This is a genomic window from Micrococcus lylae, assembly GCF_900163825.1.
Classification (GTDB): domain Bacteria; phylum Actinomycetota; class Actinomycetes; order Actinomycetales; family Micrococcaceae; genus Micrococcus; species Micrococcus lylae.
On sequence record NZ_FUKP01000072.1, the window covers coordinates 1 to 14,673 of the forward strand.

Genomic DNA, 14,673 nt, shown 5'->3' on the forward strand with positions numbered 1-14,673 from the left:
GCGGGGCCTCCGTGGACTACTGGGCGGAGATCGGGGCCCGCCACGGCCTGGAGCTGACCGTGGTGAACCCGGAGGTGGACCCGCGGTTCGGCTTCATGACCCTGGACTGGGACGGCAAGATCCGCATGGACTGCTCCTCCCCGAACGCCATGGCCTCCCTGATCGAGCGGATGACCCCGGATGCCGAGGGAAACGCCCCGTTCGACGTGGCCACCGGCAACGACGCCGACGCGGACCGCCACGGCATCGTCACCCCGGACGGCGGGCTGATGAACCCGAACCACTTCCTCGCCGTGGCCATCGACTACCTGTACCGGAACCGGAGCCACTGGCCGCAGGCCGCCGGCGTGGGCAAGACCCTGGTGTCCTCCTCCATGATCGACCGCGTGGCCGAGTCCCTCGACCGCGAACTGGTGGAGGTGCCGGTCGGCTTCAAGTGGTTCGTCCCCGGCCTGCTCACCGGCTCCGGCGTGTTCGGCGGCGAGGAGTCCGCCGGCGCCAGCTTCGTCACCCTGGACGGCGAGCCGTGGACCACGGACAAGGACGGCATGCTGCTGTGCCTGCTGGCGGCGGAGATCATCGCGGTCACCGGCCGCTCCCCTTCCGAGCTGTACCGGGACCTCGAGGCCCACCACGGTTCCCCGGTCTACGCGCGCATCGACGCCCCGGCCACCGCCGAGCAGAAGGCCCGCCTCAAGGAGCTGTCCCCGGAGGACGTGACGGTCACCGAGCTCGCCGGGGAGACGATCCTCGCCGCGCTCACCAACGCCCCGGGCAACAGCGCACCCATCGGCGGCCTGAAGGTGGTCACCCAGAACGCCTGGTTCGCCGCACGCCCCTCCGGCACCGAGGACGTCTACAAGATCTACGCCGAGTCCTTCCTCGGCGCCGACCACCTCGCGCAGGTGCAGGCGGAGGCCCAGAGGATCGTGGACGCGGTCATCGGCTGACCGCCCTCAGCTCCGGCACGGAGCTGAGGGCGGCCGCTTCGGTGAACTCCGCACGAGGTCAGCGCAGCTGTGACTCGTGGAACTCGCCGTCGCGCGGCTCGTCCTCAGCGCCGCCGCCGGCACCCGCACGGGCTGCGGCCCAGCTAGCACCTGCCGCAGCTCCCGCGGCGGCACCGGCGGTGGCGACTGACCCGGCGGTGGCGCGGGCCCTCTCGACGACCTGCTCACGGCGACCCCATGCACCGCTCAGGACCGAGGCGATGCGTCGACGGAAGATCACCGCACAGGCGATCAACACCAGGATCACCAGGACGATCGCCCCGATCATGACCCACCAGGCAGTGCTGACGGTCTGCATGGCGAAGGAGACGTAGGCACCCTGGTCGGAGACGACGCGGTCCCCGTCGAGGGTCCCGACCTGGACATCCTCCTCCTGGACCTTGGCACCGGTCGGACGCTCCACCGTCAAGGTCGGACGAGCAGAGTGCTCGCCCGGGAGCTTGTAGGCCAAGGCGGAGACGTCGACGTCGACGTGGGCACGGGGACGCAGACCCCCTTCGATCTCGGTCACGCCGATGCTCACGGGCATGGCAGCGTATTCGCCGATCTGACGAGAGACCTCCTCCGGGCTTCCCCTGAATCCGACGGTGAAGTCCACGCGGTCGTCCCTCTCCTCCACAGCGAGGTCGCCCTCGGCCGGCTGGAGAGCCTCCCGCAGGCGGTCACGGACGGCGTCGTCGGCATCGGCCGCGGGCACACCGAAGCTGGCCTGGACCTCGACGTCGTCGACGGAGTGGAAGGTCACCACGTGCTCTGACCTGTTCAGATCCACACGGCGATCCACGGTGAGCTCGCCCTGAGTGCCGGTGGCCGTCGGCGAAGACTGACCATCCTCGAGACGGACGTTCACGGCATAGTCGCCGGCGCGCGGACTGAGCAGCTGGGTCGCGTCCAAGCGGTAAGAGAGGACGTCCTGCACCGCAAGGGGGTCGCCGTCCACAGGCCGAGTGGACTGCTCGAGACGCACGGCGTCTTCACCCGTCACCTTCTTCAGCCGGTCTGCGATCTCCCCTGCAGTCCCCTCGCCGAGGGACACCCGGTAGCCGCCGAAGCCGTAGCCGTCCGAGGAAGTGGGTTCGAGCGAAGCGCCCTCCGGCAGCCGGTCCTCGAAGTACTTCTCCACACGCTCACGCGTCACCTTGTCCGGCTCTGATCCGTGCGTCAGCTCGAGGTTCGCCCCGAAGCGGCCCTCACCGACTCGATTCAGCACCAACTCGGCGCGGCCGAAGCCATGATCCTTGACCTCTTCCACCCGCAGCTGTCCGGTGCCGGCCTCGTAGTCCTTGCCGTCGATGACCACGGTGTCCGGGTCCGGGGAGGAGGAGACCGAGATTCCGTTCTCCTCGACGACGTCGTCGTCCTCGAGGCCCGCCTCGATCCAGCCGAGCAAGTCGGTGGAGGTGAAGTTCTCCCTCACCTGGACGCCCTCGACCAAGTCCGACTCCGTGCGGGTCTGGACGATCTCCACCTCACGGTCGACACCGGAGTCCTCGAGAAGGGCCTCGACCTTCTGCTCATAGTCCTCCACGTCGTCGTATTCGAGGCGGAAACGCAGGACCACGGCCTCCTCGCCGTCCTCGCTCTGCGTCTCCATGCCCTCATAGGACAGCTCCTCAGGCAGGTGCCTCTTGACGGACGCCTCGATGTCCGCGGCCTTCACGTCCGCGCTGTCCATCCCCTGCTGGGGGACGACGACGCCCATCTCCCGCACGCCGGAGCCGTCGTCCTCGACGGTGAGCTCGGTCTGGACGACGGCACAGCCGGTGGAGAGCAGGAACGCGGCGAGAGCGGTTCCCAGCAGCAGTCTGCGTCCCCGCATCAGGACATCCCCTCGAGCACGGAGGAGAAGACGTAGAGGATCAGCAGCGTGCCGAGGATCCAGCCGGCGAATCCCGCCACAAAGGGCATCAGGGGCGATCCCTCGAAGCGATGGCGACGATTGACGCCGATGTACATGAGCAGTTCGGCTGTCAGTCCCAGCACGGTGGCGAGGAGGCCGCCGACCACGAGGACGAACATCAGGAGGCCGGACCCCGGCAGGAGCATGCCGAGGATGCCGACCGCCGTGATGCAGGCCGGACCGGAATACGCGGTGGCGACGATCTGACCGGAGTCGGAGAACGGCACACCGGCCTTCCCGACGGCGAAGGCGAGGTGGAGCATGCCCCCGCGCAGCAGGTCGATGAGGAAGAACAGCAGGAGCGCCATCAGGAAGACCTGCAGGCTCGCCCCGAAGGAGAGGGCCCAGTAGTCGGAGTACCGGGAGAAGTATCCGCCGCTGATGCTGCGCACCATACCCATTCCGATGCCGGAGGCCCGGCCGAGGAGGACCGTGACGAACAGGGCGGTGAGCACATTGCGCAGGGCAAGCTGGATCCACCAGCCATTGCCCTGGGCGTGCCCCATGCGCAGCGCGTCGAGCGGACGGTTCTTCAGGACGGTCAGGAAGGTCAGCGGATAGGCCACGACGGCATCCAGCGCGCCGTTGCGTTGGGCCGGGCCGGCAGGGGTGGAGCCAGACGGAGCGCCGGCGGCGGAGGCCGCGGGGGAGGTCACGGAATGCTCCGGTGGCTGTGGAGTCTGATCAGTCACGGAAGTCGCTTTCGATGAAGGAGTGAACACGCGAGGCCGCCTTAGGAACACACGGTCGACATTCAGTTCCTGGTGACGACACTCTCACTCTAGACGCAGAGTTATCACAGGTCATACCTCACTGTGTGACCCATCCACACAGACTCGAAGCCGCTCCGAGGCGCCGGCACTCTCCGGACGATCGCACAGAGGCGGCGGTCAGCCGAGCGGACTACGGTGGTGGCATGACCTTCCACGAGCAGCCCCTCGACGACGCCGACGAGCAAGAGTACGCCGACCTCCACGTCCCCGCGGACACGTCCATGCTGCCGATCATGCCGATCGGCCCGCGGGCGGAGAACCCGACCGCCGCCGTGGAGCGCCTGCGCGCCGCGGCGAAGTCCCGTGCCGCCCACCCACGCCGCATGCGCGTGCACCAGCTGCGCACCATGAAGCGCATGCTGGAGGAGAACGAGTCGCGCTTCCTGGACGCCCTCGGCCACGACCTCGGCAAGTCCCCCACCGAGGGCCTGCTGACCGAGCTGATGCCGGTGCGCGCGGAGATCGACCACGCGCTGCTGCACCTGACGGACTGGATGGACAAGCGCCCCGTGAAGACGCCGCTGTCCCTGAAGCCGGCGACCGCCGAGGTGCAGGCGCGGCCGAAGGGCCTGGTGCTGATCATCGGCGCATGGAACTACCCGCTGCAGCTGGTGCTGGCCCCGCTCGTGGCCGCCGTGGCGGCGGGCAACACGGTGATCGTCAGCCCGTCCGAGAAGGCCCCGGCCACCGCCGCCGTGCTGCGCGACCTGCTGCCGACGTACCTGGACTCCGCGCTGATCTCCGTGGTGGCCGGCGGCAAGGACTGCAACACCGAGCTGCTCACCCACCCGTTCGACCACATCCTCTACACCGGCGGCGAGCGCGTCGGCCGGATCGTGTACGAGGCGGCCGCGAAGACCCTCACCCCGGTCACCCTGGAGCTGGGCGGCAAGTCCCCCGTGGTGGTCACCGAGTCCCGCAACGTCATGGCCATGGCCCGGCGCATCGCGTTCGGCAAGTTCACCAACGCCGGCCAGACCTGCGTGGCCCCGGACTACGTGCTGGCCGTGGGGGATGCCGCGCACGAGCAGCTGGTGCGGGCCCTGCCGGAGGCGATCCGCGAGTTCTACGGCGAGGACCCGCGCGTCTCCAACGACTACGGCCGCCTCATCTCCGAGGAGCACGCGAGCCGACTGCAGGACATGCTCGCCGCGGACCTGCAGGACGGGGCCCAGCTGCTGGTCGGCGGCCGGGTGGACGCCCACCACCGTTACATGGCGCCCACCGTGGTGACCGGCGTCCGCGCGGACCACGCCCTGATGCAGGAGGAGCTGTTCGGTCCGGTCCTGCCGATCCTCAAGGTGGAGACGTTCCAGGAGGCCCTGGACTTCATCACCGCGCGCCCGCATCCGCTGGCGGCCTACCTGTTCACGGACCGTCCGCGCTTCCACCGGGCGTTCGAGGAGCAGGTGCAGGCCGGTGCCGTGTGCACGGACGTGACCCTGCTGCACGCGGGCCTGACCACCCTGCCGTTCGGCGGGATCGGCGCCTCCGGCATCGGCGCATACCACGGGGAGACCGGCTTCGAGACGTTCTCCCACATGCGCCCGTCCCTGGCGAAGACCGACCAGGTGGACACCCTGAAGGTGGCCTACCCGCCGTACACCTGGTTCAAGCGCAAGGCCCTGCCGAAGATGCTCTGAGACCAAACCCGCCCCCCCTTCACGACGACGGCCGCCCACCGCGGGCGGCCGTCGTCGCGTCGTGTACGGGGCCGGCTCAGCGCTGCGGCCAGATCCCGCGGCGGGTGAAGACCTCGGCGAGCGCGTCGGCACGGTCGGTCATGATGCCGTCCACGCCCATCTCCAGCAGCCGCTCCATCTGATCGGGCTCGTCCACGACCCACACGTGCACCGGCAGGCCCGCCGCACGGCAGCGGCGCACGAAGTCGGTGGTGGCCACGGGGACGAGGCCGTGCCGGACGGGCACCTGCACGCAGTCGACGTCGAGGGCGTACCGGCGCAGCCAGCCGGTCAGTCCCAGCGGGCCCAGCAGCACGAGCGCCGCGATGGCGGCCGCCCCGCCCGACGTCGCCACCTGCTCCGGCCCGTACGCCCGGTCGGGGTGGCCGAGGTCGGCGAGGGCGCGCCGGAAGAGGCGGCGCCGCGAGTCGTGGAACGACGCGACCAGCACGCGGTCCCAGGCGTCGTGCTCGGCGAGGATGCGGGCCAGGGCCGGGGCTGAGGCGCGGTCCTTGAGGTCCACGTTCAGGCGTGCCTCGGGCAGCGCCGTGAGCAGCTCGGTGAAGCGCAGCAGCGGCTCCCCGCCGACCGTGACGTCCGCCAGCTGCTCCCACGTGTGGTCGCGCAGCCGGCCACGGCCCGTGCTGACGCGGTCCAGGGTGCCGTCGTGGAACACGACGAGCTCGCCGTCCGCCGTGGTGCGCACGTCCAGCTCGAGACAGGTGAACCCGGCGTCCACGGCGGCTTGGAAGGCGGCCAGCGTGTTCTCCCGGCGGACGTCCGCGCCGCGGTGCGCAAACCCCACCGGCCAGCCGTTCCGGGCCGGCAGCGAGTCCGTGAGATACGGCGGCGGGGTGCGGCGGGAACGCTCGACGGCGCGCTGCACCGACGCGCGGACGCGCCCGGCGGCGTCACGGGTGGAGGACAGTCCGGAGGTCAGGCGGGAGGTCAGGCTCACGGCACGAGCCTACGACGCGTCCCACCGCCCCGCGGGGCTGCCTCGGTCCACGGCCGACGCCCCATCGCCACGCCCGACCCCGCCCCGCGCGCCCGGTGGGCGGGCCGGTGAAGGCGAGGGGCGTCGTCGGGAAGCGGTGCCGGGGCCCTGCCCCGCCCCGCGCACCCGGCGGTAGGCTCGACGGCGTGACTGAACGCCAGACCTACCTGCTCGTCGACGGCGAGAACATCGACGCCACCCTCGGCACCTCCATCCTCCAGCGGCGCCCCCACCCGGAGGAGCGGCCGCGCTGGAACCGGGTGCGCGAGTTCATCGAGGACGAATGGGAGCAGCCGGTCACGGCGCTGTTCTTCCTCGCGATCGACGGGGAGGTCCCGCTGGCCTTCGTGCAGGCGCTCCTGGCGATGGGGTACCAGCCGGTCATGCTGCGCGGCGCCGGCAAGGTGGTGGACCTCGGCATCCAGCGCACCGCCGAGGCCCTCACCGAACGGGACGGGGACGTGGTCCTCGCCAGCCACGACGTCGACTTCCTCCCCCAGATGACCGCCCTCGCCGAGGACGAGGACCGGCGCGTGGCCCTCATGGGCTTCAACGAGTTCATCGCCGGCGGGCTGCGGGAGATCCCGGGCATGGAGGTCTGGGACATGGAGCACGACGTCCAGGCCTTCGACGCCCCGCTGCCGCGCATGCGCGTGATCGACATCGAGGACTTCGACCCGTTCGAGTTCCTCTGAGCGCCGCGCCGGCGCGGCCCGGGTGAGACATGACACGGTGAATCCTCCCCGTTCAGAGGACGGGGCTATGCTCGGGGGCCGACGTCCCGAGGGAGCCCGCTCGGGACGTGTGGTCCCCACGCCCCCTGCGCAGCGCGCATGCGCGGAGGCCGGGACGGCAACGTTCCCTCTTCCCGAAAGGTCCCGCCGTGGCCCCCACCGAGCCGACGCCGAGCTCCGCCACCACCGCCGCCTCCGACCCCGGCCGCGGGGCCGAGCAGAACGGCCTGCGCCGCTCCCTGGCCTCCCGCCACCTGACGATGATCGCGATGGGCGGTGCGATCGGCACCGGCCTGTTCGTGGCCTCCGGCAACACGATCGCCACGGCCGGTCCGGGCGGTGCGCTGCTGGCCTACGTGGTCATCGGGTTCATGGTGTTCCTGCTCATGCAGTCCCTCGGCGAGATGGCCACCTACCTGCCGGTCTCCGGCGCGTTCGAGGAGTACGCGACCCGCTTCGTGAGCCCCTCGTTCGGCTTCGCCATCGGCTGGAACTACTGGTACAACTGGGCGATCACCGTGGCCGCCGAGCTCGTGGCCGCCGCACTGGTGATGCGGTACTGGCTGCCGGAGGTGCCCTCCTGGGTGTGGTCCGCGCTCTTCCTGGCCCTGCTCTTCGGGCTGAACGCCCTGTCCACGCGGGCCTACGGCGAGTCCGAGTTCTGGTTCTCCCTGATCAAGGTGCTCACCGTGGTGGTGTTCCTGGTCCTGGGCGTGCTGATGATCCTGGGCATCATCGGCGGCGGCTCCCCGGGCTTCGAGAACTGGACCACCGGCGAGGCCCCGTTCGTGGACGGCGGGGCCGGCATCCTGGCGATCTTCCTGGTGGCCGGCTTCTCCTTCCAGGGCACCGAGCTGGTCGGCGTGGCCGCCGGCGAGGCCGAGAACCCGGAGAAGACCGTGCCGACCGCCATCCGCACCGTGTTCGTGCGCATCCTGCTGTTCTACGTGGGCGCGATCGCGATCGTCGGCTTCCTCATCCCCTACACCAGCCCCCACCTGCTGGGCTCCGAGGTGGAGGACATCTCCATCTCCCCGTTCACCCTGGTGTTCGAGAACGCCGGTGTGCTGGCCGCCGCCTCCGTGATGAACGCGGTGATCCTGACCGCCATCCTGTCCGCAGGCAACTCCGGGCTCTATGCCTCCACCCGCATGCTCTACGCCCTCGCTGCCTCCGGGAAGGCGCCGGCCGTGCTGGCGAAGGTGAACCGCCGCGGCGTGCCGATGAACGCGCTGATCATGACCACCGTGGTGGGCGCCGGCTGCTTCCTGACCACCCTGATCGGGGACGGCGCCGCCTACGTCTGGCTCGTCTCCGCCTCCGGCCTGGCCGGGTTCATCGTGTGGATGGGCATCGCGTGGAGCCACTACCGCTTCCGCAGGGCGTTCGTGGCGCAGGGCCGTGACCCGAAGGAGCTGCCGTACCGGGCGGCCCTGTTCCCGGTCGGCCCGATCGTCGCCCTGGTGCTGTGCGCCGTGGTGATCCTCGGGCAGAACGTGGAGGCCTTCACCGGCTCCGGCGGCGTGGATCTGCTGGCCGCGGCCACCGCGTACATCGGACTGCCGCTGTTCCTGGGGCTGTGGCTGGTGCACCGCCTGGTCACCGGCACGGCGTCCCGCATGGTCCGCTACGAGGAGGCGGACCTGTCCCGGTCGCTGGACTGAGGCCGGGCGCCGCTCATTCGGGCAGGGTGAGCAGGTGCTCGATCGCCTCGGCCACGCCGTCGTCGTCACAGGTGCCGACCACCGCGTCCGCGGCGGCCACCAGCTCAGGATGGCCGGAGGCCACGGCCAGGCCGAGGCCGGCCCACTGGAGCATCTCCATATCATTGGGCATGTCCCCGAAGGCGACCACGTCCGCGGCGGCGATCCCCCTCTGTTCCGCATACTCCTCCAGGGTGGCGGCCTTGTGCACCCCGTGCTGCGCCATCTCCACCAGCGGCAGGTCCGGCGCTGAGTGGGTCACGGAGACGATGTCCGCCACGAGGGCGCGGGCCCGGAGGAGCAGCTCGTCCGCGCCGTGCCGGGCGGAACGGGCCATCAGCTTCACCACGGTGGCATCCTCATCCAGCAGCCGCTCAAGCCGGTGGGACGCCCCGGTGGCCGCCCCGGCGACGCCCTCGGCCCGCTTGCCGAAGGCCGGCTCCCACACGAAGCCCTCCAGGGTCTCGGCACCGAAGCTGGCGGACTCGTCCTCGGCCCGCAGCCGCGCCATCGCCTCCACCACGGCGGCCCGCTCCATCCCGTGGGAGAGCAGCACCTCGTCCGTGGCGGGGTCCACCACCACGGCGCCGTTGGAGCAGATCACCGGGCCGACGGTGCCCAGCTGCTCCCGCAACGGGCCCAGCCAGCGCAGCGGCCGGCCGGTCACGAACACCACGGTGATCCCGGCGTCGTGGGCGGCCTGCAGCGCCCCGATGGTCCGCGGGGAGAGCCACCCGGTACGCGTGTGTGCGTAGCCGATCACCGTGCCGTCCAGGTCCGTGGCCACCATGCGCGGCCGACGGCGCACTCCGGCCAGGGCGGCGGCGGCACGGAGGGCAGACATGCCCCTCAGTCTAGGCGGCGACCGCTTCCCGACGACGGCCCCTCACCCCCGGCGGCCGCCGCCCCCGGGTTCGGCGACTCGGGGCAACCCGACTCCGGGGCGACACCGCCGCGGACCCTTTACCGGACGGCGGCGGGCCGGCCAGAATGGCGGCGTGACCACACAGAACCGTGCCCCGCAGACCGTCACCGTCACCGGCGCCGCCGGCAACATCGGCTACGCCCTGCTCTTCCGCATCGCCGCAGGCCAGATGCTGGGTGAGGACACCCCGGTGCGCCTGCGCCTGCTGGAGGTCCCGGCCGCGCTGAAGGCCGCCGAGGGCACCGCCATGGAGCTCGCCGACTGCGCGTTCGGCCTGCTGGACTCGGTGGATGTCACCGACGACCCGTCCCAGGCCTTCAACGGCACCCACCACGCCCTGCTCGTGGGCGCCCGCCCGCGCACCGCCGGCATGGAGCGCGGCGACCTGCTTCAGGCCAACGGCGGCATCTTCGGACCGCAGGGCAGGGCCATCAACGAGCACGCGGACGACGCGGTCCGCGTGGTCGTGGTCGGCAACCCGGCCAACACCAATGCCCTGATCGCCCAGCAGCATGCCCCGGACGTCCCAGCCTCCCGCTTCACCGCGTTGACCCGCCTGGACCACAACCGCGCCGTCGCCCTTCTGGCCGCGAAGGCCGGCGTGACGGTCGAGGACGTGGACGGCGTGACCATCTGGGGCAACCACTCGGCCACCCAGTTCCCGGACCTCACCCATGCCCGCGTGCGCGTGGACGGTGAGTGGAAGCCAGCCCTCGAGGTGGTGGACAGCGCCTGGACCGGTGACGAGTTCATCCCGCGCGTGGCCCAGCGCGGCGCGGAGATCATCTCCGTGCGCGGTGCCTCCTCGGCAGCCTCCGCCGCGTCGGCGACCATCGACCACATGCGCGACTGGGCCCTGGGCACCGGCACCGGCCCGGACGGCTCGGCCCGCCGCACCTCCGCCGCGATCGTCTCGGACGGCTCCTACGGCGTGCCGGAGGGCCTGATCTCCTCGTTCCCGGTGACCTCGGACGGCGGCGAGTGGCAGATCGTGCAGGACCTGGCCCCGGACGAGGCCGCCCTGCCCGGCGCCGGCGAGCGCCTGGCCGCCACCGTGGCCGAGCTCGAGTCCGAGCGCGACGCCGTGAAGGAGCTCGGCCTCGTCTGAGCCACCCCCCTGACGCTTTCGTTCGGGAAACCGTCGCGTCCCGGAGCACTTTCGTTCGGGAAAGTGTCGCGTCCCAGCGTACTTTCGTTCGGGAAAGTGTCGCGTCCCAGCGTACTTTCGTTCGGGAAAGTGTCGCGTCCCGGAGCACTTTCGTTCGGGAAAGTGTCGCGTCCCAGCGTACTTTCGTTCGGGAAAGTGTCGCGTCCCAGCGTACTTTCGTTCGGGAAAGTGTCGCGTCCCTCGGAACGCTCCCGTCCCGACCGCCTCTATAAGCCGGCCCCACGACGCCGGCCGCTCACCCTGAGAAGGCGAGCGGCCGGCGTCGTTGTCCACGCGTGACGGACCGGACGACTCAGTCGTCCACGAGCTCCGCACGGGTCGGCGGGTCGGCGCCGGGGCGGGACGACGTGATGGCCGCGGCGCGGCAGGCGTAGATCAGCACGGACTCGAGGTCCTGGTGGCCGATGGCGTGCAGCTGCTCGCGGTTCTCGGCGCCCAGCAGGCAGCGGTCGTTCAGGGCGGCCAGCAGCGCGGCGGTGAAGGAGTCGCCGGCGCCCACCGTGTCCGCGACGTCCACGGGGATGATAGGGCGCTCGTAGTCCTCGTGCGCGGTGACCGCCATGATGTCCTCGGCGCCGCGGGTCATCACCACCAGGGCCGGGCCCATCTGCTGCCAGGCCCGGAGGGAATCGAGCAGCGGACGGTCCGGGTACAGCCAGGCGATGTCCTCGTCCGAGGCGTGCACCACATCCGCCAAGCGCACCGACTCCTCGGCACGGTTCCGGGCGAACTCCCGGTCCGGGACGATGCTCGGGCGCACGTTGGGGTCGTAGCTGAGGGTGGTGGTCGGCTGGAGCAGCTCGAGCAGGCGCATCACCTCGGCGTCGCCGGGGGCGAGCATGGTGGCGATCGACCCGGCGTGCAGGTGGAGCAGGCGGCCCCCGACGTCCCCCTCGTAACGGGAGACGAGCTCGCCGGCGGAGGGGAGGGTCCAGTCGAGGTCGAACTCGTAGCTGGCCGCACCCGTGGGATCCAGGCGGGCGGTCGCCTGGGAGGTGGGCGCCGAGTCGGGGCCGAGGAGGGAACGGACACCGTTGTCACGCAGGTGAGCGGCGATCATCTCGCCGTACTCGTCCGAGCCGTAGCGACCGGCGAACAGCGCCGGCAGGTCCAGGCGGCTCAACCCCACCGCGACGTTGAGGGGGCTGCCGCCGACATGCGCTCGGGGTGTGGCGGTGTCCGAGACCACCACGTCCACGAGGGCCTCGCCAATCACACCGAAGTAGTCAGACACATCTCCACGGTACCCTACGGTCCATGGCCGAACGTGGGCTTTTCCACAGTGCTGGAGCGCTCCACAGCGGCCTCGCACGCCCCGGCGGCGGCTCCACGGAACCCGCCCGGAGGCATCCGTCGTCTCGCCCCTGGAGGACCCGCATGTCCCATCCCCCCGAGCGCACCGCAACGCACCGCGACCCGAACGGCCCGCGCCGCCGCTTCGGCTGGACCGTCCACGGCGATGGCAGGACCATCACCGCCGGCACCGTGGTGGGCCCGCAGGAGCGCCTCAGCTGGGGCCGCACCGTGGGCATCGGCGTGCAGCACGTGATGGCCATGTTCGGCGCCACCGTGCTCGTCCCCGCCCTGACCGGCATGCCGGCCACCACCGCCCTGTTCTTCTCCGGCCTCGGCACCCTGCTGTTCCTGCTGATCACCGGCAACCGCCTGCCGTCCTACCTGGGCTCGTCCTTCGCGTTCATCGCCCCGATCACCGCCGCCGTCTCCATGGCCGGCGTGGGCGCGGCGCTCGGCGGCATCCTGACCGTGGGCGTCCTGCTGGCGCTGATCGGCCTGGTGGTGCACCTGGCCGGCACCGGCTGGATCCATGCGCTGATGCCGCCGGCGGTGATGGGCACGATCGTCGCCCTGATCGGCCTGAACCTGGCCGGTTCCACCACGGACGGCATGGTCGAACTGCCGGTGACCACCTTCGGCACCGCCCTGGCGATCGTCCTGTCCGCCGTGCTCTTCCGCGGCCTGCTCGGGCGCCTGTCCATCCTGGTGGGCATCGTGGTCGGGTACCTGCTGGCGCTGGCCCAAGACCAGGTGGACTTCGCCCCGATCGGCGAGGCGGCCGTCGTCGGGCTCCCCGAGTTCCACCTGCCGGAGTTCCGGGCCGAGGTGGTCTTCCTCTTCCTGCCGGTGGTGCTGGTGCTGGTGGCGGAGAACATCGGCCACGTGCGCACCGTGGGCCTGATGACGAAGACCGACCTGGATCCGCTGACCGGCCGCGCCCTCTTCGCCGACGGCCTGGCGACCAGCCTGTCCGGCCTCGGCGGCGGCGTCGGCACCACCACGTACGCGGAGAACATCGGCGTGATGGCGTCCTCCAAGGTCTACTCGACCGCCGCCTACTGGGTGGCCGGCCTGACCGCGCTTGCCCTGGCGTTCTTCCCGAAGTTCGGTGCCGCCGTGGCCACCATCCCGGCCGGTGTGGCCGCGGGTGCGGGCATCGTCCTCTACGGCATGATCGGCGTGATGGGCGTGCGCATCTGGGTGCAGAACCGCGTGGACTTCTCCAACACCATCAACCTCATGACCGCCGGCACCGGCCTGATCATCGCGATCGCCGACCCGGTCCTGATGATCGGCGACCTGGCGTTCGGCGGCATCACCCTCGGCACCATCGCGGCGCTGGGCGTCTACCACCTGATGACCGCGGTGGCGCGGGTGCGCGGCACCGAACCGGTCTCCGAGGACGACCTCGAGGAGTACGAGGCCTCGCAGGCCGGCCGGCTGGGCTGAGGCCAGTGGGTTCCGGGGCCTTCGTTCTCATCCCGGAGCCTTCGTCCTCATCCCGGAGCCCTCGTTCCGATTCGGAGCATGCCTGGCGTGCTCCGGATCGGAACGAAGGCTTCCCCGTGGCCCCTTCCCGACGACGGCCGGTTCAGATCGCCGGGCCGTGTGCCCTCATGCCTGCGTCACCAACCAGACCAGCACCGGCCAGCCGTTGGTGATCAGGTGCGCCAGAATCGTGAACCAGAGGTTGCGGAACCGCCACCACAGGATCCCGAGGAACAACCCAAAGGTGCCCTGCACGACAACCACCTGGGCGACGTCCAGCATCAGGTTTCCAGAGCCGTGGCTGGTCAGGTGCATGAGCCCGAAGAACGTAGAGGCCAGGGCGATGCCGGCTGGAGCCCCGAGCAGCGCCTCCAGGCGTGTCTGCAGCCAGAGCCGGAAGAACAGCTCCTCGCCGACGCCGGCGGTGACCGCGGTGGCTGTGGCGCCGATGATCACCAGCTCCAGCGGGACGTCACCCGGATCCCATGGACTGACCCATGGCATCAGCTGGCTCACCACCGTGTAGACCACGACCGCCAACGCCGGCATCCACCAGCGCCATGCTCCCGCCGGACTGTGGAGGCGGACTGCGCGGGATCGCCACCTCCGCAACCACATCACCAGACCGGGCACGAGCATCAGCAGGAGCGCCTTGAGCAGTACCTGCCCCTCGGGTGTCACCGGCAGGAGCCTGGGAGCGAGGAGGTAAACGGCCAGCAGGCCGAGGAGCATGGCTGTGGACCCGATCAGAGCGGAGGACTCCCCCGGAACGGCCGGCAGCCGTGGTCGCTTCCGCGTGAACAGGAGCACGACCACGATGCCGGCCGCCGGTCCGAGGAGCGGTTCCCACAGGGGCTGCCGTGGAGCCGCATCATCCGCCGAGACGACGAGCCCGTCCGGGAATGCCGTCGCTGTGACGATCAGGGAGGACGCGTAGAGAAGGGGCGTGTCAACTTGTCTGTGTAAGCGGGGTGGTCACAGGTAGGGGTTGATCCGG

11 protein-coding genes and 1 pseudogene are annotated in these 14,673 nt (G+C 70.8%); 6 read left to right on the forward strand and 6 right to left on the reverse strand.

All coding sequences use genetic code 11. The features are described 5' to 3' along the window. Positions 1–950, forward strand: a pseudogene (locus tag FM125_RS11260) (alpha-D-glucose phosphate-specific phosphoglucomutase); the annotation flags it as partial. A gap of 58 nt (positions 951–1,008) precedes the next feature. On the opposite strand, the gene FM125_RS11265 reads toward FM125_RS11260, so the two are convergent. Both FM125_RS11265 and FM125_RS11270 read right to left on the reverse strand, forming a co-directional pair. Beyond that, positions 1,009–2,829, reverse strand: coding sequence for a hypothetical protein (locus FM125_RS11265; protein ID WP_087134690.1), 1,821 nt, complete (start codon positions 2,827–2,829; stop codon positions 1,009–1,011). Next, complete coding sequence (locus FM125_RS11270; RefSeq protein ID WP_087134691.1) at positions 2,829–3,566, reverse strand: hypothetical protein; 738 nt, start codon at positions 3,564–3,566, stop codon at positions 2,829–2,831. Before FM125_RS11270 ends, FM125_RS11265 begins: the two co-directional genes overlap by 1 nt. Positions 3,567–3,904: 338 nt before the next feature. On the opposite strand from FM125_RS11270, the gene FM125_RS11275 reads away from it, so the two are divergent. Next, positions 3,905–5,326 carry an aldehyde dehydrogenase family protein gene (locus FM125_RS11275; RefSeq protein ID WP_425435844.1) on the forward strand — a complete coding sequence of 474 codons (1,422 nt, stop codon included), beginning with the start codon at positions 3,905–3,907 and terminating at the stop codon, positions 5,324–5,326. A 76-nt stretch (positions 5,327–5,402) separates the two neighbouring features. Here FM125_RS11275 and FM125_RS11280 read toward each other — a convergent pair whose 3' ends face one another. Continuing rightward, on the reverse strand, positions 5,403–6,251 hold the full coding sequence (locus tag FM125_RS11280; RefSeq protein ID WP_087134697.1) for a glycerophosphodiester phosphodiesterase family protein: 849 nt from the start codon (positions 6,249–6,251) through the stop codon (positions 5,403–5,405). Between the two features lie 257 nt (positions 6,252–6,508). On the opposite strand from FM125_RS11280, the gene FM125_RS11285 reads away from it, so the two are divergent. Both FM125_RS11285 and FM125_RS11290 read left to right on the forward strand, forming a co-directional pair. After that, a complete protein-coding gene (locus FM125_RS11285; RefSeq protein WP_087134693.1) occupies positions 6,509–7,057 on the forward strand; it encodes an NYN domain-containing protein in 549 nt (182 codons plus the stop codon). A gap of 188 nt (positions 7,058–7,245) precedes the next feature. Then, positions 7,246–8,760: an amino acid permease gene (locus tag FM125_RS11290; RefSeq protein WP_425435842.1), complete on the forward strand. Its 1,515-nt coding sequence runs from the start codon at positions 7,246–7,248 to the stop codon at positions 8,758–8,760. Positions 8,761–8,773: 13 nt separating this feature from the next. Here FM125_RS11290 and FM125_RS11295 read toward each other — a convergent pair whose 3' ends face one another. Then, complete coding sequence (locus FM125_RS11295; protein ID WP_067191451.1) at positions 8,774–9,643, reverse strand: Cof-type HAD-IIB family hydrolase; 870 nt, start codon at positions 9,641–9,643, stop codon at positions 8,774–8,776. A gap of 154 nt (positions 9,644–9,797) precedes the next feature. Between FM125_RS11295 and FM125_RS11300 the strand changes: the two genes are divergently transcribed. Further along, positions 9,798–10,832, forward strand: a complete 1,035-nt coding sequence (locus tag FM125_RS11300) for a malate dehydrogenase (protein ID WP_245830041.1) — start codon at positions 9,798–9,800, stop codon at positions 10,830–10,832. 352 nt (positions 10,833–11,184) lie between these two features. Here the strand turns inward: FM125_RS11300 and FM125_RS11305 are convergent, their stop codons facing one another. Continuing rightward, positions 11,185–12,126: a carbohydrate kinase family protein gene (locus tag FM125_RS11305; protein ID WP_245232093.1), complete on the reverse strand. Its 942-nt coding sequence runs from the start codon at positions 12,124–12,126 to the stop codon at positions 11,185–11,187. 143 nt (positions 12,127–12,269) lie between these two features. Here FM125_RS11305 and FM125_RS11310 point away from each other — a divergent pair, with 143 nt between their 5' ends. Next, positions 12,270–13,637: a uracil-xanthine permease family protein gene (locus FM125_RS11310; protein ID WP_087134695.1), complete on the forward strand. Its 1,368-nt coding sequence runs from the start codon at positions 12,270–12,272 to the stop codon at positions 13,635–13,637. Between the two features lie 165 nt (positions 13,638–13,802). Here the strand turns inward: FM125_RS11310 and FM125_RS11315 are convergent, their stop codons facing one another. Then, positions 13,803–14,408 carry a CPBP family intramembrane glutamic endopeptidase gene (locus FM125_RS11315; protein ID WP_087134696.1) on the reverse strand — a complete coding sequence of 202 codons (606 nt, stop codon included), beginning with the start codon at positions 14,406–14,408 and terminating at the stop codon, positions 13,803–13,805. Positions 14,409–14,673 lie beyond the last annotated feature (265 nt).